This is a genomic window from Arthrobacter sp. alpha11c (assembly GCF_054149985.1).
Genome location: NZ_CP196747.1, coordinates 601,762 through 619,275 on the forward strand (window position 1 = coordinate 601,762; position 17,514 = coordinate 619,275).

Annotated in this window: 16 protein-coding genes; 10 read left to right on the forward strand and 6 right to left on the reverse strand. The window is 61.6% G+C overall.

The features are described 5' to 3' along the window. The first annotated feature begins 3 nt into the window (after positions 1 to 3). From ACTAQJ_RS02790 to ACTAQJ_RS02815, 6 genes are all read left to right on the forward strand, one after another. Positions 4 to 756: an MIP/aquaporin family protein gene (locus ACTAQJ_RS02790; RefSeq protein ID WP_498700533.1), complete on the forward strand. Its 753-nt coding sequence runs from the start codon at positions 4 to 6 to the stop codon at positions 754 to 756. Between the two features lie 78 nt (positions 757 to 834). Next, positions 835 to 2,349, forward strand: a complete 1,515-nt coding sequence (gene glpK / locus ACTAQJ_RS02795) for a glycerol kinase GlpK (protein ID WP_498700536.1) — start codon at positions 835 to 837, stop codon at positions 2,347 to 2,349. A gap of 309 nt (positions 2,350 to 2,658) precedes the next feature. After that, complete coding sequence (gene leuS, locus ACTAQJ_RS02800) at positions 2,659 to 5,187, forward strand: leucine--tRNA ligase (RefSeq protein ID WP_431115360.1); 2,529 nt, start codon at positions 2,659 to 2,661, stop codon at positions 5,185 to 5,187. A 16-nt stretch (positions 5,188 to 5,203) separates the two neighbouring features. Beyond that, complete coding sequence (locus ACTAQJ_RS02805) at positions 5,204 to 6,235, forward strand: DegV family protein (RefSeq protein WP_498700539.1); 1,032 nt, start codon at positions 5,204 to 5,206, stop codon at positions 6,233 to 6,235. Positions 6,236 to 6,297: 62 nt separating this feature from the next. Next, on the forward strand, positions 6,298 to 7,161 hold the full coding sequence (locus ACTAQJ_RS02810; protein ID WP_498700542.1) for a helix-hairpin-helix domain-containing protein: 864 nt from the start codon (positions 6,298 to 6,300) through the stop codon (positions 7,159 to 7,161). Further along, positions 7,154 to 8,794, forward strand: a complete 1,641-nt coding sequence (locus tag ACTAQJ_RS02815) for a ComEC/Rec2 family competence protein (protein WP_498700543.1) — start codon at positions 7,154 to 7,156, stop codon at positions 8,792 to 8,794. The genes ACTAQJ_RS02810 and ACTAQJ_RS02815 overlap by 8 nt, the downstream gene beginning before the upstream one ends. Before the next feature lie 45 nt (positions 8,795 to 8,839). On the opposite strand, the gene ACTAQJ_RS02820 is transcribed toward ACTAQJ_RS02815, so the two are convergent. Both ACTAQJ_RS02820 and ACTAQJ_RS02825 read right to left on the reverse strand, forming a co-directional pair. Then, a complete protein-coding gene (locus ACTAQJ_RS02820) occupies positions 8,840 to 9,064 on the reverse strand; it encodes a hypothetical protein (RefSeq protein WP_477515719.1) in 225 nt (74 codons plus the stop codon). Further along, positions 9,064 to 9,315, reverse strand: coding sequence for a hypothetical protein (locus tag ACTAQJ_RS02825; RefSeq protein WP_498700545.1), 252 nt, complete (start codon positions 9,313 to 9,315; stop codon positions 9,064 to 9,066). The genes ACTAQJ_RS02820 and ACTAQJ_RS02825 overlap by 1 nt, the downstream gene beginning before the upstream one ends. 172 nt (positions 9,316 to 9,487) lie before the next feature. Between ACTAQJ_RS02825 and holA the strand changes: the two genes are divergently transcribed. Further along, entirely contained in the window at positions 9,488 to 10,504 is a 1,017-nt protein-coding gene (holA, locus tag ACTAQJ_RS02830; protein ID WP_498700547.1) for a DNA polymerase III subunit delta, read from the forward strand. Between the two features lie 63 nt (positions 10,505 to 10,567). Here the strand turns inward: holA and rpsT are convergent, their stop codons facing one another. Together rpsT and ACTAQJ_RS02840 are read right to left on the reverse strand one after the other, a co-directional pair. Then, a complete protein-coding gene (gene rpsT, locus ACTAQJ_RS02835; protein WP_216925588.1) occupies positions 10,568 to 10,828 on the reverse strand; it encodes a 30S ribosomal protein S20 in 261 nt (86 codons plus the stop codon). A gap of 168 nt (positions 10,829 to 10,996) precedes the next feature. Continuing rightward, complete coding sequence (locus ACTAQJ_RS02840; protein ID WP_498700551.1) at positions 10,997 to 11,539, reverse strand: type II toxin-antitoxin system PemK/MazF family toxin; 543 nt, start codon at positions 11,537 to 11,539, stop codon at positions 10,997 to 10,999. A gap of 238 nt (positions 11,540 to 11,777) precedes the next feature. Between ACTAQJ_RS02840 and lepA the strand changes: the two genes are divergently transcribed. Both lepA and hemW read left to right on the forward strand, forming a co-directional pair. Then, complete coding sequence (gene lepA / locus ACTAQJ_RS02845) at positions 11,778 to 13,631, forward strand: translation elongation factor 4 (RefSeq protein ID WP_442005675.1); 1,854 nt, start codon at positions 11,778 to 11,780, stop codon at positions 13,629 to 13,631. Next, positions 13,632 to 14,861, forward strand: coding sequence for a radical SAM family heme chaperone HemW (gene hemW / locus ACTAQJ_RS02850; RefSeq protein WP_498700554.1), 1,230 nt, complete (start codon positions 13,632 to 13,634; stop codon positions 14,859 to 14,861). 30 nt (positions 14,862 to 14,891) lie between these two features. Here hemW and ACTAQJ_RS02855 read toward each other — a convergent pair whose 3' ends face one another. Both ACTAQJ_RS02855 and ACTAQJ_RS02860 read right to left on the reverse strand, forming a co-directional pair. Continuing rightward, positions 14,892 to 15,305, reverse strand: a complete 414-nt coding sequence (locus tag ACTAQJ_RS02855) for a DUF4870 domain-containing protein (protein WP_159699313.1) — start codon at positions 15,303 to 15,305, stop codon at positions 14,892 to 14,894. 135 nt (positions 15,306 to 15,440) lie between these two features. Next, the gene (locus tag ACTAQJ_RS02860) at positions 15,441 to 16,301 is read right to left on the reverse strand and encodes a DUF3097 domain-containing protein (protein WP_498700556.1); all 861 of its coding nucleotides are present in this window, start codon (positions 16,299 to 16,301) and stop codon (positions 15,441 to 15,443) included. A gap of 173 nt (positions 16,302 to 16,474) precedes the next feature. Between ACTAQJ_RS02860 and hrcA the strand changes: the two genes are divergently transcribed. After that, complete coding sequence (hrcA, locus tag ACTAQJ_RS02865) at positions 16,475 to 17,482, forward strand: heat-inducible transcriptional repressor HrcA (RefSeq protein ID WP_216925592.1); 1,008 nt, start codon at positions 16,475 to 16,477, stop codon at positions 17,480 to 17,482. The last annotated feature ends 32 nt before the right edge of the window (positions 17,483 to 17,514 follow it).

Here is a 17,514-nt window from a genome sequence, read left to right on the forward strand (position 1 = left end):
AAGATGTCTCTTGGAATAGTTTTCCTTTCCGAAGTATTCGGAACCATGATGCTGACCCTGCTGGGTTGTGGCGTCGTGGCCAACGTTGCGCTCAAAGGCACCAAGGGCAACAACGGTGGATTCTTGATGGTGACGTGGGGCTGGGGTATTGCGGTCTTCGCGGGCGTTTTCGTGGCCGCAAAGTCCGGTGCGCACCTGAACCCGGCTGTCACCTTGGGCCTGCTTGTTAAGGGAAGCAAGGAATACGCGCCCGATGTCAGCGTGGACTTCGCTTCCACCTTGACGTACTTCGGTGGCGAACTGCTCGGGGCATTCCTGGGCGCCGTTGTTTGCTGGCTCGCTTACAAACAGCACTTTGATGAGGAGCCGCTGGCAGCCAACAAGCTGGGAACGTTCTCCACCGGTCCTGCCATCCGTTCAACCCCGTGGAACCTCATCACCGAAATCATTGGCACATTCGTCTTGGTTTTCGTCATCCTGACTTTCGGCGGCACCCCCTCGGGCCTGGGTCCGTTGGCTGTGGCGCTGCTCGTGGTCGGTATCGGCGTCTCCATTGGTGGCCCCACCGGTTACGCCATCAACCCGGCACGTGACCTCGGACCCCGCATCGCACACGCCGTCCTCCCCATCAAGGGGAAGGGCTCCAGCGACTGGGCCTACTCCTGGATCCCCGTCGTTGGGCCCCTTGTTGGCGGTACTCTTGCTGGCCTCGTTTCCGTCTGGGTGCCTGCCATCATGCCCTCAGCCGCTGGCTGATTCCTGGACACGCAGTCCTGGACAAATCACACACTCATCCCACATTCCGTACAAAACCACTGAGACAAGGACGTCACCATGAACCAATACGTCATCGCCATCGACCAGGGCACCACGAGCTCCCGAGCCATCGTCTTTGACCACACGGGCAATATTGTGTCAACGGGACAGATGGAACACGAGCAGATCTTCCCGCAGGCCGGCTGGGTTGAGCACAACCCCACCGAGATCTGGAACAACACCCGGGAGGTCATTGCTTCGGCCCTGTCCAAGGCGAACCTGACACGGCACGACATCGCCGCCGTCGGCATTACCAACCAGCGCGAAACCGCAGTGGTCTGGGACAAAAACACAGGCGATGCCGTTTACAACGCCATCGTCTGGCAGGACACGCGCACCCAGTCGATTGTGGACGAGCTTGCCAAGGATGGTGGACCTGAACGCTTCAAACAGAAGGTTGGCCTGCCGCTGGCCACCTACTTCTCAGGGACCAAGATCAAATGGATCCTGGACAACGTCGACGGCGCCCGCGAACGCGCTGAAGCCGGTGACCTGTTGTTCGGCAACACCGACGCCTGGGTTCTCTGGAACCTGACTGGTGGAGTCGACGGCGGCGTGCACGTCACCGATGTCACCAACGCGTCCCGCACCCTGTTCATGGACCTTGAGACGCTGCAATGGGACCAGGAAATCCTTGATGTCTTCGGCGTTCCGGCGTCCATGATGCCCACCATCAAGTCATCCTCCGAGGTCTACGGGCACGTCCACACCTCCCAGTTGCTGCGCGAAACTCCGGTGGCGGGCATCCTCGGCGACCAGCAGGCAGCGACGTTCGGCCAGGCAGCATTCCAGGCCGGCGAAGCGAAAAACACCTACGGCACCGGCTGCTTCCTGATCTTCAACACGGGCGAAGAAATCGTCCACTCGAAGAACGGCCTGCTCACCACGCTGGGATACAAGCTGGGCGACAACAAGCCGCACTACGCACTGGAAGGCTCCATCGCCGTCACCGGCTCATTGATCCAGTGGCTTCGTGACAATCTCGGCATGATCAGTTCCGCTCCGGAGGTCGAAGAACTGGCAGCCGCAGTGCAGGACAACGGCGGCGTGTACATCGTCCCCGCGTTCTCCGGCTTGTTCGCGCCGTATTGGAGGGCTGACGCGCGCGGCGCCATTGTGGGCCTCACCCGCTTCGCCAACAAGGGCCACATTGCCCGCGCTGCCCTCGAAGCGACTGCGTTCCAGACACGCGAGGTACTGGACGCCGTCAACGCCGACTCGGGCGTTCCCCTCACCGAACTGAAGGTCGACGGCGGAATGGTCGCCAACGAGGCACTCATGCAGTTCCAGGCCGACATCCTCGGCGTACCCGTAGTCCGCCCCAAGGTGGTTGAAACCACGGCCTTGGGCGCTGCCTACGCCGCTGGCCTGGCTGTTGGATTCTGGAAGGACCTGGGCGAACTCAGCGCCAACTGGGGCGAGGACAAGCGCTGGGAGCCGCAATTGCCGGCCGAAGAGCAGGAGCGCCAGCTGCGGCTCTGGAAGAAGGCCGTAACCAAATCCATGGATTGGGTCGACGAGGACGTTAAGTAAGGCCAGCGACATGACGCCTTAGCTGTTATGGGGGCCCCGCCCGCTACGCGGACGCCCGAAGCCGCTCCCGGGCCCCCATAACAGCACGGCGTCATTAAGCCGGCCTTCTGTAAGCCGCTCGTGGCGACTTGTGTGTTTGATCGTGCGCTATTGTAGATCTATGCGTGCGATCCTTCTGCTTAGCTAGCCGCCCGGCAATCAACAGCCGAGCGGCCGCCCCTCCATTGTCGAGGGGCTTTTGTGTGTCCGGGGCTTACCTGGAGCGCAGCAGGAGGCAAAACCGCCATCGAAGAACAGAAGAGGGCAGCAGTGAGCGTTCAGCCGGAGACAGAGACCGGAACAGCACAGACAGCCGCAGCTGGAGCGCCTGAAGAAGGCGTCTACAGCTTCGCCGCGATGGAAGCCAAGTGGCCGCAGGTCTGGGAAGACCTCAAGGTGTTCACCCCGCTTGACGACGGTTCGCGGGAGCGTCGCTACGTGCTGGACATGTTTCCCTACCCCTCCGGTGACCTTCACATGGGCCATGCTGAGGCCTTTGCCATGGGCGATGTCGTCGCGCGCTACCTGCGCCAGAAGGGCTTCGACGTCCTGCACCCCATCGGCTGGGACTCCTTTGGCCTGCCTGCTGAGAACGCGGCCATCAAGCGCAACGCCCACCCCAGCGAGTGGACCTACGCCAACATCGACACCCAGGCAGCATCATTCAAGCGCTACGCCATCTCGGCTGACTGGTCCCGCCGCCTGCACACGTCCGACCCCGAGTACTACCGTTGGACGCAGTGGCTGTTCAAGCGCTTCTACGAGCGTGGCTTGGCGTACCGCAAGGACTCGCCCGTCAACTGGTGCCCCAAGGACCTCACCGTCCTGGCCAACGAGCAAGTCGTCAACGGTGCCTGCGAACGCTGTGGCACGGCTGTCACCAAGAAATCCCTGAACCAGTGGTACTTCAAGATCACCGACTACGCCGATCGCCTGCTCGAGGACATGGACCAGTTGCAGGGCCACTGGCCCGAACGGGTGCTGGCCATGCAGCGGAACTGGATTGGCCGCTCCGAGGGCGCCCACGTTCGCTTCGTCATCGAGGCCACCCAAGACCGGGCCGAGCGCGAAGTCACCGTCTTCACAACCCGTCCCGACACCCTGTACGGCGCGACCTTCTTCGTTGTTGCGGCCGATGCACATTTGGCCCTTGACCTCGTCACTCCCGAACATCATGACGAACTCATGGCATACCGGGAAAAGGTCAAGGCCCTCTCCGAGATCGAGCGCCAGTCCACGGAGCGCGAGAAAACCGGCGTGTTTACCGGACGCTACGCGATCAATCCGCTCAACGGTGAGAAGCTCCCTGTGTGGGCAGCCGACTACGTTCTGGCCGATTACGGCACCGGTGCCATCATGGCCGTTCCCGCTCACGATCAGCGCGACCTCGATTTCGCCAAGGCTTTCGGCCTGCCCGTTCGTGCCGTACTGGATACCGGCGATGAAGACCCCGCCGAGACCGGTGTTGCCACAGCGGGCGAAGGAACGCTCAAGAACTCAGGCGACTTGGATGGCCTGTCCAAGTCCGAAGGCATCCCGGCTGCCATCGAAATCCTGGAGAAGCTGGGAACCGGCGAAAAGTTCGTGAACTTCCGCCTGCGTGACTGGCTGTTGAGCCGCCAGCGTTTCTGGGGTACGCCCATTCCGATCATCCACTGTGCCGAATGTGGTGAAGTGCCCGTCCCGGACGACCAACTTCCCGTGAAGCTGCCCGAGAACCTCCGTGGTGAAGCGCTGGCGCCGAAGGGAACCTCCCCGCTGGCTGCCGCCGTCGAATGGGTCAACGTGGAGTGTCCCAACTGTGGCCGCGCAGCCCAGCGCGATACCGACACCATGGACACTTTCGTGGATTCGTCGTGGTACTTCCTGCGCTTCGTCTCTCCGGACTACACAGAAGGTCCGTTTGATCCCGAAAAGATCAACAACTGGATGCCTGTGGGCCAGTACGTCGGCGGCGTCGAGCATGCGATCCTGCACCTGCTCTATGCCCGCTTCTTCACCAAGGTCATCAAGGACATCGGCCTGATCGAGGCAAGTGAGCCGTTCAGCGCGCTCCTCAACCAGGGCCAGGTCCTCAACGGTGGCAAGGCAATGAGCAAGTCCCTCGGCAATGGCGTAGACCTTGGCGAGCAGTTGGACAAGTTCGGTGTGGACGCCGTACGCCTGACCATGGTCTTCGCCTCCCCGCCGGAGGACGACGTCGACTGGGCAGACGTTTCGCCGTCCGGCTCGGCAAAGTTCCTGGCTCGTGCCTGGCGCCTCGGCCAGGACGTCAGCAGCGAGCCCGGCGTCGATCCTGCTGCCGGCGACCGCGCCCTGCGAACTGTTACCCACAAGACGATCGCGGATTCAGCTGAGCTGTTGGACAACAACAAGTTCAACGTCGTGGTGGCACGCCTCATGGAGTTGGTCAACGCGACGCGAAAGACGATCGACTCCGGAGCAGGTGGAGCAGATCCCGCCGTACGTGAGGCCGTCGAGGCCGTTGCTGTGATCCTGAGCCTTTTCGCCCCGTACACGGCAGAGGATCTCTGGAACACCCTGGGTCACCCTGCCTCCGTGGCCAATGCCGGCTGGCCGAAGCACGACGACGCCCTGCTCGTCCAGGAGACCGTCACAGCCGTGGTCCAGGTCCAAGGGAAGGTCCGCGACCGGCTGGAAGTGTCGCCGGATATCAGCGAGGACGAACTCCGCGAACTCGCACTCGCGTCCGAAAATGTTCAGCGCGCCATGGATGGCCGTGGCATCCGCACCGTGATCGTGCGGGCGCCTAAACTGGTGAACATCGTCCCCGCCTAACGAGGTACAAGGGACTTTGCGGCCGCCGGCAATGTGCCGGCGGCCGGTCACCTTTGTTGGAGGTTGCGTGCCCGAGCGAGAACCACCTGCCTGGTTATGGCTCAAGGAACGGCCGTCCCGCCTCCGGCAGCCTGCGCTCCCGGTTCCGCTTGCCGATGAGGCGCGTACCGCCGTCGTCAAGACTGCTGTCGTGACAGATTCGGCAGCTGCCCTGCCGGCTGACTGGGTTGCAGCCTTTGCCGCGGACGGTCGCCTCGCCGTCGTTCCCATGCCTGTCATGGTGGGAAGTGAGATCTATGGTGAAGGCGAAGACGACATCACCGAGACGTTGGCCGTCGCCTTGGCATCGGGTGCATCCGTGAAGACGTCCCGCCCCTCGCCCGGTCAGTTTGAACAGGCATATCGCGCCGCCCAGAGCCGCGGCTTTGAAGCGGTTGTGTCGATCCATATTTCCTCTGAACTGTCCGGAACGGCCGATGCCGCGCGTCTTGCTGCAGCCCGTGTTGATATCCCGGTGGAGGTACTCGACTCCCGCACGGTCGGTATGGCACAAGGCATGGGTGTGCAGAGTGCCGTTGTGGCAGCGGCTGCTGGCCAGTCCGCAGCTGAAGTTCGTGCCTTTGCAGAGAAGCGCATGGAGCGAACCAAGGTCTATTTCTACGTTCCGAGCCTTGAGCAGCTGAGGCGCGGGGGACGCATAGGAGCCGCAGCGTCGCTGCTCGGCACAGTGCTGGCCATCAAGCCAATACTCGCGGTCGACGGCGGCAGGATCGTTCCGCTGGAAAAGGTCCGTTCCGCTGTCCGGGCCGTTGCCCGGCTTGAGGAGATTGTGGCCGCTGATGTTGCTTCAAGACCTGTTGGTCAGCAACGGTTGGCGGTTCACCATTTCGGTAACCAGTCAGAGGCCGAAGCGTTGGCAGAACGGCTGCGCGATAAATGCCCGGACTGTCCACCCGCGCAGATCAGCGCCCTGCCGGCAGTCCTCGCGGCGCACGCGGGTTTGGGCGTTCTAGCGGTGATCGTGGGGGAGAGCAGTACTCCCACGTGAGCTTATCCACATAGCCTAAGAGGCCCACTCCGCTCCCATCAGGTCCGTCGTAGGCTCGAAGCATGCCACGCTGGAATCGGGATGGGTCCCCAGACGCCGCAGCGCTGGCAGCCAGGCGACGCTTTGCATCGGGACTGAACCCTCCAGGAGATCCGGCTCCCTTGCTTTCCATGCCCCTGTTGGACCAGCTCGGTCCGGACAAAGTGGCTACCGACCCCCTCCATGGTCAAGAGACGATAGCGGTGCGGACTCGGTGGCGAACGTCGTGGAGGGTAGCAGTTGCCGTTTTCGTTATTGGTGCCGCATGCGCAGCATGGTTCCTTATTCAGGCGGCCACCGGCCAGCCCACTACGGAGCCACTGAGTCAGTCGGTATCGGCAGGAACAGTGCCTGAGGGTGGGGAGGAGCTTGAGTCGTCTCGACCGACGCCGCCGCCACAAGACGTGAAGATGCTACTGGTTCATGTCGCCGGCGCAGTACAGAAACCCGGCGTCGTTTCGCTTCCCGAAGGAGGCCGGATCTTTCAGGCGATCGATGCTGCAGGCGGGGCAACCGCCAGTGCTGACCTAAATGGCCTTAACCTCGCAGAAGTAGTCACAGATGGGGCAAAGATCCATGTTCCGGCTGTGGGGGAGGCCGCCATAGGCGGGACGTCTCAGGGAACGGGAACCGGGATCGGCACTGATGGGTCGGCGGAAACCTCTGCGACCCCGGGATCCGGAGGAGCAAAAGTTAACATCAACACTGCCACGGTTGAGGAGCTCGGGACACTGCCCAGGGTGGGTCCGGTGACGGCCCAACGCATCGTGGATTGGCGCAAGGAGCACGGTGCGTTTGCCTCAGTGGATGAGTTGGATGCCATTGATGGCATCGGGCCCAAGCTTATGGAGTCGCTCCAGGATTTGGTGACGGTGCAGGGTGGCTGAGGATTCAGGCAACGATCCGTTGTTGAGACGTCTGGATCTCCGGTTGGTCCCCGCGGTGCTTCTCACTTGGTTCACTGCACTTGCTGGCAGTGTTCTCGCCGCTGCGTGGTCGGCCGCTATGGGTGCAGTGCTTGCCGCTGCCGCCATCGCGTTGCTGCTGTATTCGCGCCTGCGGGCAACGGGGACGTCACGTGCCAGGACAGTTCCGGCCACTCTCGCCTTGGCCTGTGTGCTTGGTGCTGTGGCCGCTGGGCATTGTTCTTTGGCTGCCGGCAAGCGGGACCAAGGACCCCTTGCCGCGGCCGTTGACGCCCACGCCGGTGTGGTCATCCAGGTCCAGGTCATGGGCAGCCCTTCTGCTGTACCGCGGCCCGGGCATTCCGGCGATACCCGGTGGTCGGTTCCGGCGAGCCTGGTCAGTCTTACCACCGAAGGGAAGGTAAGTCGCGGTTCTGCCTCTCTTATCGTCATCGGTGACGATGCGTGGCAGGACATACGCCCGGGACAGCGCGTGAGAACAACTGGCACGCTCAAGGAGATCCGGCCCGGACAATCAGAAGCGGCGATACTGACAGCTTCCACCGGACCGGTTGTGGTGGGCTCTGCCTTCGACCTGCAAGATTCGGCCGCCAAGCTGCGCGAGCAGTTACGCGATGCGGCAGGTTGGTTGCCTCCCGATGCTGCAGGGCTGCTGCCAGGCATGGTGACCGGTGATACCAGCACTCTTCCGGAGGGTCTGGAAGCGGACATGAAAACGACCGGAATGGTGCATTTAACGGCGGTCAGCGGCGCGAATTGCAGCCTCATCCTAGGCGGCTTCATCCTGCTTGCGAGATCTCTCAGACTGCCGCGTCCTCTGGCCGCCGCGTTTGCGGGTTGTGGCCTTGGCGCCTTCGTAGTGTTGGTAGGACCGGAGCCAAGTGTCCTGCGCGCAGCGGTCATGGGATTTGTCGGGGTGGCAGCATTGACGGGCGGGTTGCGGGGGAGGCCGCTGACTTTCCTATGCCTGGCTACCGTTGTGCTTCTTTTGCTGGATCCCACCCTTGCCGGCAACTTTGGCTTCCTCCTCTCCGTCCTGGCCACGCTTGGCATCGTGCTGCTTGCCAGCCGTATAGCGTCGTGGTTTCCTGACGCCATTCCCAAATGGTTGGCCGTAGGTGTGTCGGTTCCACTGTCCGCGCAAGTGATGTGCGGGCCGGTGATCGTGGCACTCCAACCCCAGTTCTCGCCGTATGCACTCATTGCAAACGTGATCGCTGGTCCGCTCGTGGCTCCCATAACGATTCTGGGGACCCTTGCCGTGCCGCTCTCCGCGATCCATCCCTGGGCAGCCGCGATTCCGATCGCGTTGGCCGGTGCCAGCGCCAGTGGTGTGGCGGGCATCGCGCGGTTCTTTGGCGGATTACCGGGCGCGGCGCTTCCATGGGCAGAAGGTCCGGCGGGCATCGTTGCCATGTCCGTCGCCTCGGCCGTCACCGTACTCATGGTCTGGACAGCCCTGCATCCAAGCGGCGTGCTTCTGCGGATCATGGTCCTTCACCACCGGGTGATGGTTGTTTTGGAAAGGCTGCACAACGTCACAGGCCACGGGAGTTGCCTCACGTTTCGCGGACTGCCACCACGAAGGAAGTAGCGCTCACTACGGAGCTCCTGATACAGGCGCTTCGAGGTCGTTACTTTATGTGGATTGCGTCCTGCCATCGGGCAGGCTGATAGCCGTCTTGTATGCCACGGTGTCAGGTAAAGAGCTGACGCCATCGACTGGTTTTGTCGTCATATCCATTGACTGCCCCGCCATGGAGAGCGTGACATTTTCGCACGCCGCAGCTTGGGACTTGTTGTTCTTGACTGTGTTCCGAAGTGCGTCCGCCTCCACACCGGAGACAAGAGTTATGCCGCTCATCACCCCGCCGGGCGTGTCAACTGATGCCACAATTCTTCGCCGGAGACCGTGGTCAAACCGGTGCCATCAGCGGTCTTGATCTGCTTGACCAAGTCCAGGAGTTCCCCGTTGCTGTACTGTTTCGCCTGCGCTGCCTTCTCACTGGACTGAGCGGAAGCTGTGTCCGGCGATGTTCCAGGTCCTGAGCATGCACCCAGCGCCATCCCAACAAGTGCTACGACCCCGAGGCCCAGCAACGATTTCTTGTACATTGGTATCCCCTTACAGGTGCCTGTGGCAGATTGCTTGCAGACGCTAACACACACCTAGTAGGGAGATTCGTGGAATCGTGCCGCAGGATGGGGGAAGCTGACGGGCGACCCGGCTGCTGCCAAGGCATGGCAGACTTGAAGTCTGCAAAAAATCCTCCGGAAGGAACCATCTGTGGCTGCTGCCCAAAACACCCGGGCCAAGAGCGTCGCTGCGAACAACGTCAGCTGGCGGGACGCCACCCCAGCCGCCGTGGTGCTGATCACGGGACCGGAGGAGTACCTCGGTATTCGGGCTATGGACCGCATCAGGTCCCAAGTGCGGACGGCGACTCCGGATGTTGAACTCAGCAGGCTGAACGCGGGCTCCTACGAGGCCGGATCATTGGCGATGACCGTGACCCCGTCTCTGTTCGGCGAGGGAAAGCTCATTGAAGTTGAGGGCTTGGAAGCCATGAATGATGCGTTCCTGGCCGACTGTTTGTCGTACTTGGCCCATCCGGAACAGGATGTCGTTTTGGTGCTGCGTCACGCCGGTGGTGTTCGCGGGAAGAAGCTGCTTGACGCAGTGAAATCGGCAGGTTGGCCTGTGATCGATTGCCAGCCTCTTAAGAAGGATGCGGACAAAACTGCGTTTGTTGTCTCGGAGTTCAAGGCCGGTGGTCGTCGGATTGATGGCGAAGCTGTCCAGGCCCTGGTCAATGCAGTGGGAGCCAGTCTGTCCGAGCTTGCGGCCGCTTGCAACCAATTAATTGCTGACGCGACGACTGCCGTGGATGCTGCAACCGTGGAACGCTACTACGGCGGGCGAGTCGAGGCCACTGCTTTCAAGGTGGCTGATGCCGCGATGGCGGGTAACGGAGCAGTGGCTTTGTCCACCTTGCGGCATGCCCTGTCCACCGGGGTTGATCCTGTTCCCTTGGTGGCTGCGCTTGCGGCAAAGCTCCGCACGCTGGCCAAGGTTGCCGGAGCCCAAGGATCGTCTGCTCAGATCGCGAAAAGCCTGGGCATGCAGCCTTGGCTCGTTGAGCAGGCGCAGCGGGACGTCCGTCGCTGGACCCCGGAGGGCCTCATCCGCTCAATCCAGGTGGTCGCCGAGGCCGACGCCCAGGTCAAAGGCCTGTCCCGCGACCCCGTGTATGCCGTGGAACACGCCGTAACGGTTATCGCCACATCCGCGCGGCGGGGTTAAACCCAAAAGGCCGGCACCCATGGGTGCCGGCCTTTTGATCAGCTCAGTCGAACTGGAAAAACCTTAGAGTGCGTTGACCTTCTTGGAGATCGCCGACTTGCGGTTTGCAGCGTTGTTCTTGTGAATAACGCCCTTGCTGACAGCCTTGTCCAGCTTCCGGCTGGCAGCAACAAGTGCAGTTGCAGCAGCATCCTTGTCAGCAGACTCAACGGCGTTGGCAACGGCGCGGATGGCCGTCTTCAGCTCGGACTTGACGGCGTTGTTACGCAGGCGAGCCTTCTCGTTGGTGAGGATGCGCTTCTTCTGGGACTTGATATTAGCCACGTATGAACTCTCTTTTTATTGCGGAAATGGTCTAGAGGGTTTTCAGGTTGGCCATCGACTGAGCGGCGTGGGGATGCCTATGGCAGCCAACCATGAGTGGCCGTCGACCTGCACGGACACACAGCTATAAAGGATAGCAGAAAGCGGGGCCCAGTGTGGACCCACTGATCAGCTCCAGCCGTGATGGTCCCTCAGGGCGCGGGAAACTTCAAGGAATGCCGGCTTGCCGAGGACTGCACCTTCGCGCCGGATCGCATGAGGGTTCACCCGGATCACACGGTCCAGTTTGACTTCACTCGGGCGTCCTTGACGGTCCCATTGCCCCACCCCAACATCAACGTAATCCCCAGCCCGCCTGCCGTTGTCGTGGTCCTTGGATGTCAGCATGAGGCCCAGGAGCCATTCGCCATCCCTGCCAACCAGCAGCACCGGGCGGTCCTTGCCCTGTGAGAAATCCTCTTCAAACGGAACCCAGGTCCACACAATTTCACCGGGATCGGGCCGACCATCAGGCTTGGGGGAGTAGTGCAGTTTCGTCACGCCATTGAAGTCGCCGGGGTACGTGCCCGGTTGATGCCCGACGGCGGGTTGCCGGGTTTGCTGCCGAGGGGAACCAGCGGGAGCATGCTTCCTACTACTGGTACTGCTGCCGCCGAGCGCCTTGAGGGATCGAAGGATGAGTTTGCCCAGTGGGCGCAAGTCCAAAGCCATGCCGACAACGCTACCGCGATGATTTGCCAAGCCAAGGTGCACAGCGTTTCCTCGAGTCCGGCTGGAACGTACTGCTCCGGCAGGAATGTGCGGTGAACCAAGAATGCACGGTGAACCAGGAATGTACGGTGAACGGCCGGTTCGTGGGAGACTAGAGGATCAGATGCGCGGCGTGTCCCGGCTGGCCTTTGCCCAGCCGGTGGATTTGCCGTGCGAGTGTCGACAGTAAGGATCCTGCGTGTCTCCCATGGCCCGCACCGCACCGGTGCCCGCCGCAACAGATCCGGCCATCATCCGGAACTTCTGCATCATTGCCCACATCGACCACGGTAAGTCCACCTTGGCCGACCGCATGCTGCAGTACACCGGCGTCGTTCAACAGCGCGACATGAAGGCCCAGTATCTGGACCGTATGGATATCGAACGTGAGCGCGGCATCACCATTAAGTCCCAGGCAGTGCGTATGCCGTGGGAACTCGATGGCACCAGCTATGCCCTGAACATGATCGATACTCCTGGCCACGTCGACTTCACCTATGAGGTATCGCGTTCCCTGGCAGCCTGTGAAGGCGCCGTGCTGCTGGTTGACGCAGCACAGGGGATCGAAGCCCAGACGCTTGCCAACCTCTACCTGGCGATGGAGAACAACCTCACCATCATCCCGGTGCTGAACAAGATCGACCTTCCGGCAGCCCAGCCTGAGAAGTACGCGGCGGAACTGGCCAACCTTATTGGCGGAGATCCGGAAGATGTCCTCAAGGTTTCAGGCAAGACCGGAGTGGGCGTGGAGGCGTTGCTGGACAAAATCGTCCGTGACCTCCCGGCTCCCGTGGGCGATGCCAATGCTCCTGCCCGGGCCATGATCTTCGACTCCGTCTATGACACCTACCGCGGCGTGGTCACTTACGTTCGCGTGGTGGACGGCATGCTGCACCCGCGTGAGCGGATCCAGATGATGTCCACCCGTGCCACTCACGAACTCCTGGAAATCGGCGTCAGCTCCCCGGAGCCCACACCCTCCAAGGGCTTGGGTGTGGGCGAGGTCGGCTACTTGATCACCGGTGTTAAGGACGTCCGCCAGTCCAAGGTTGGCGATACTGTTACCAACCTCGCCAAGCCGGCATCGGAGTCGCTCAGCGGCTACGCCGATGCGAAGCCCATGGTTTTCTCGGGTCTGTACCCGCTTGATGGAACTGACTATCCTGTGCTCCGCGATGCCCTCGAGAAGCTGATGCTTAACGACGCCGCTCTGGTCTATGAGCCCGAGACGTCCGCTGCGCTGGGCTTCGGCTTCCGTGTTGGCTTCCTGGGTCTGCTCCACCTCGAAATCACCCGTGAGCGTCTTGAGCGCGAGTACAACCTCGATCTCATCTCCACAGCTCCCAACGTGGAGTACGAGGTAACGCTGGAGGACAAGAAGGTGATCCACGTGACCAACCCCAGCGAATATCCCACGGGCAAGATCTCCGAGGTCCGCGAGCCTATGGTCTCAGCCACCATCCTGGCGCCGAACGAGTTTGTTGGCGCCATCATGGAGCTGTGCCAGAGCCGCCGCGGCGTTATGGGTGGTATGGACTACCTCTCCGAGGACCGTGTGGAAATCAGGTACCGCCTGCCCTTGGCGGAAATCGTGTTCGACTTCTTCGACATCCTCAAATCCAAGACGCGCGGTTATGGCTCGCTGGACTGGAAGGCCGACGGCGAACAGGTTGCCGACCTCGTTAAGGTGGACATCATGCTCCAGGGCGAGCAGGTGGATGCTTTCAGTGCCATCACCCACCGTGACAAGGCCTATGCCTACGGTGTAATGATGACCGGCAAGCTGCGCGAACTCATCCCGCGTCAGCAGTTCGAGGTGCCCATCCAGGCTGCCATCGGATCGCGCATTATTGCCCGGGAGAGCATTCGGGCCATCCGCAAGGACGTTCTTGCCAAGTGCTACGGCGGTGACATCACCCGTAAGCGCAAGCTGCTCGAGAAGCAGAAGGAAGGCAAGAAGCGCATGAAGATGGTGGGCCGGGTTGAAGTTCCTCAGGAAGCTTTCATTGCCGCGCTGACCACCGACGAGTCCAAGGACAAGGCCAAGAAGTAGATGCCCAGCGTCCTTCCTTTGGGCGACCCGGCACCTGCGGATGGCTTGTTGCCCCCGCAGGTGCTGACCGGCGTCGAGCACCGCAAATTCGGCCTGTACGTGCATATCCCCTTCTGCGCGGTGCGGTGCGGTTATTGCGATTTCAACACCTACACGGCCACGGAGCTGGGTGGTGGGGCGTCGCAGGATGCTTATGCAGGCACGGCTGTCACTGAACTGGACTTTGCAGCCACGGCCATGGATGCCTCCGGCCTGCCGAAACGGCCACTGAGTACTGTATTTTTTGGCGGGGGGACACCCACGTTGCTCCCTGCCGAGGACCTGGCGCGTATCCTTCGCGCCGCCGTCGTGCAGTGGGGACTTGAGTCGGGCGCAGAGGTGACCACCGAAGCCAACCCCGACTCCGTGACGCCCGAGTCGCTCAAGGTGCTGGCTGATGCCGGCTTTACGCGTGTCTCTTTCGGCATGCAATCCGCGGTACCGCACGTGCTCAAAGTGCTGGACCGCACCCATACCCCGAGCCGCGTTCCCCTGGTGGTCCAGTGGGCGCGCGAGGCGGGCCTGGCCGTTAGCCTTGACCTCATCTACGGCACGCCGGGAGAGACGATGGCGGATTGGCAACTGTCCCTTGAGACTGCCCTGTCCTACGAACCCGATCACATCAGCGCCTACGCTCTGATCGTGGAGGACGGAACCAAGCTGGCAGCCCAAATCCGTCGTGGCGAAGTTCCCGGAATCGACGACGACGATCACGCCGCCAAATATGAGCTGGCCGACAAACTGATTTCGGAGGCCGGCCTGACGTGGTACGAGGTCAGCAATTGGTCGAAAACGCCTGAACAGGCCTGCCGCCACAACCTTGCCTATTGGCGGGGAGACGATTGGTGGGGGATCGGTCCGGGCGCTCACTCGCACGTCGGCGGGGTCCGCTGGTGGAACGTTAAGCACCCCACGGCTTATGCCAACAGGCTGGCTGCAGGAGACTCGCCGGCAGCTGGTAGGGAAACCCTTGACGCCGAAACCCGGGAAGTCGAGCGCATCATGCTTGAGGCACGGCTCGGTACCGGTCTCTCCGTTGACGCGTTGGACAAAGTTGGCCGCCATGCGATGGCAGGACTGATCGCTGAAGAACTCGTGGATCCAGGTGCGGCCTTCAAGGGTCGCCTGGTTCTGACGCTCAAAGGCCGACTCCTGGCCGACGCCGTTGTGCGCAGGATTCTGCCGGACTAACCGTCGGCAGAATCCGCTGGAAGCCTTGGACTACTTGATCCAGCGCAGGTTGAGCTTGTAGCGGTGGGGCTGACCGTGGTTGACACGAATACCCGCCGAGACTGAAAAGCACGTGAGTGCTACCCAGATGCCCGTGGCGATGACTGCGAAGATATTGCCCACTACGGGAAGCAGAACCAGGATATTTGCCAGGACTGCCGCGATGGTCGGAGGAAGCGTGAAGTTCAGGGCTTCCTTGGATTCCTGCGCCGTAAAGGGTCCGCGATCACGGAAGATCAGATAGATCAACAGGGACGGCAGGCATCCCAGAATTCCCCCGAAGTGCGCCAAGGTGGCCCACTGCCGGTCTTCGCTTGCCGTCAGTGGGAGTGCGTTCGCGGGCGCGCCATGGTACTGGGGCTGGCCTGCGGCGCTGCCCGGTTCTTCAGGAGCGTTCTCTGCCACGGTGTCTTCCCTTTGCTGTAAAGATGCTGCGGTGTTGCTGTCCCAGAATACTGGGTCCCGGGTCATCCCGGGACCAACGCCCCGTTACGTCTCTGGGAAAAGCGAATTCAGGAAACGCAAATCAGGACAAGGCAGTCAGGGAGTGGTAAGGAAATCGATGACTTCCTCCACCCGTCCCAGGAGCGAGGCTTCCAAGTCCGCATAGCTGCGTACCCCGCTGAGCAGGCGCTGCCAGCCGAGTCCAATGTCTTCGGCGGTTTCGTGGGGCCAACCGAAAGCGGTCAGAATACCGGTCTTCCAGTCAGTGCCTCGTGCAACTTCCGGCCACCGCTCAATACCCAGTACTTTTGGCCGGATGGCTTGCCAGACGTCTACATACGGGTGGCCGACGATCAGCACGTTTCCGGCGGCTCCGGGGACCGTCATGGCTTCCGCGGCGATGCGTGATTCCTTTGAGCCCGCTACGAGGTGGTCTACCAGGATCCCGAGCCGGCGCCCTGGCCCGGGGGAGAATGCGGCGATAGCTGACTTGAGGTCGTCCACGCCGTGCAGTGGCTCGACGACGATGCCCTCAAGGCGGAGATCATCGCCCCAGACTTTCTCCACCAGTTCGGCGTCGTGCTTGCCTTCCACCCAAATACGGCTCGCTTTGGCCACTTGGGCACGCTGGCCCAGGACCTTTACTGACCCGGATGCCGTTCGACCCGACTGCACAGACGATGCAGGGGCCTTTGCGGCCGGAGGCATGAGACGGATGGCCTGCCCTTCAAGCAGGAAACCAAACCCGAGTTGGAAGGACTTGGTCTTACCACGCCTGTCCTCAAGGGAGACGATGTGCATTCCCCCCGATTTCTCCACCCGGGTGACTTCGCCCACCCAGCCGGACTGGACGTCTTCAAGGACCATCCCGCGCTGGACAGCGACCTCGGGGAGTTGGCGTTTGGCAGGAACGGACAGATCCTGCGGGCCCCACGTATCGAAAGCCAAGGACTTCATACCCCTTTTTGCTGGTTGCGCTGGTTGTGTTGGGAATAACTCCCGCGGGCGGTTTCAATGCTAGCAACGTGCTGGCTCATACTAGACTTGTTAGCACTTGGGCATGTTGAGTGCTAAGTGAGTGCTATTTATCCGTCCGAGAAAGGCCGGGACAGTCGTCAGGAGGTGTTGCAATGAGTGAGCCACGCAAGCTTGAAGTACTGCGCGCAATCGTTGAGGATTATGTGCATTCACGTGAGCCTGTTGGATCCAAGGCACTTGTGGAGCGGCATCATCTCGGCGTTTCCAGCGCCACCATCCGCAACGATATGGCTGTGCTGGAAGAAGAAGGCCTCATCGCAGCGCCGCATACCAGTGCAGGCCGCATCCCCACGGACAAGGGCTATCGCCTGTTCGTGGACCGCATCTCGCAGGTCAAGCCGTTGTCAGCCGCGGAGCGTCGGGCCATCCACTCGCTCCTTGAAGGGCCGGACGACCTCGATGACATTCTTGAGCGCACAGTCAGGCTCCTGTCGCAACTGACCAACCAGGTCGCCGTCGTTCAGTACCCGCACTCCAACCGGGCCCTGGTCCGGCACGTCGAATTTGTCCTCCTGGCGCCAAAGCAGGTGCTCGTGGTGCTCATCGCAGATACCGGAAGCGTTGGCCAGAAGGTCATCGAGGCCGGTTCCGATGTAAGCAACGAGGCCTTGATGGCCCTGCGTTCCCGGTTCCTTGGCAGCATTGCGGGCACCCAATTGGCATTGCTGCCGCAGGTGTTGCCGTCCGTGGTTGCGCTTTGTCCGCCGGACCTTCGTGGGCTCGCGCAGCACCTTGCCCATGGTCTGCAGGCCCTGAGTGACACCAGCCGTGAAGAGCGTATCGTCATGGCCGGAACAGCCAACCTTGCGCGCTCAAACGTGGATTTCCCGTTGAGTATCGGGCCAGTGCTGGAAGCCCTTGAGGAACAAGTTGTCATGCTCCGGTTGTTGTCGGACATGGGTGATGATCCCCGCGGCGTGACAGTGAGCATCGGGCGCGAGAATCCCTATGACGGCCTGGCAGAAGCATCGGTCGTGGCAACGGGGTACGGCTCCGGTGCCAAGGTGGGAATCCTCGGACCAACCCGGATGGACTATCCCACCACCATGGCTGCCGTGCGCGCCGTGGCCCGCTACCTTTCCCGCATTCTCGGCGGCTGACGCCAGGCCCGAGATAAGAATCGCAGTAACAA

Coding starts and splice junctions, on each gene's coding strand:
- ACTAQJ_RS02790 (WP_498700533.1), top strand. CDS start 4: ATGTCTCTTGGAATAGTTTTCCTTTCCGAAGTATTCGGAACCATGATG.
- glpK (WP_498700536.1), top strand. CDS start 835: ATGAACCAATACGTCATCGCCATCGACCAGGGCACCACGAGCTCCCGA.
- ACTAQJ_RS02810 (WP_498700542.1), top strand. CDS start 6,298: ATGCCACGCTGGAATCGGGATGGGTCCCCAGACGCCGCAGCGCTGGCA.
- ACTAQJ_RS02820 (WP_477515719.1), bottom strand. CDS start 9,064: ATGAGCGGCATAACTCTTGTCTCCGGTGTGGAGGCGGACGCACTTCGG.
- ACTAQJ_RS02825 (WP_498700545.1), bottom strand. CDS start 9,315: ATGTACAAGAAATCGTTGCTGGGCCTCGGGGTCGTAGCACTTGTTGGG.
- ACTAQJ_RS02840 (WP_498700551.1), bottom strand. CDS start 11,539: ATGGCTTTGGACTTGCGCCCACTGGGCAAACTCATCCTTCGATCCCTC.
- hemW (WP_498700554.1), top strand. CDS start 13,632: ATGCCCAGCGTCCTTCCTTTGGGCGACCCGGCACCTGCGGATGGCTTG.
- ACTAQJ_RS02860 (WP_498700556.1), bottom strand. CDS start 16,301: ATGAAGTCCTTGGCTTTCGATACGTGGGGCCCGCAGGATCTGTCCGTT.
- hrcA (WP_216925592.1), top strand. CDS start 16,475: ATGAGTGAGCCACGCAAGCTTGAAGTACTGCGCGCAATCGTTGAGGAT.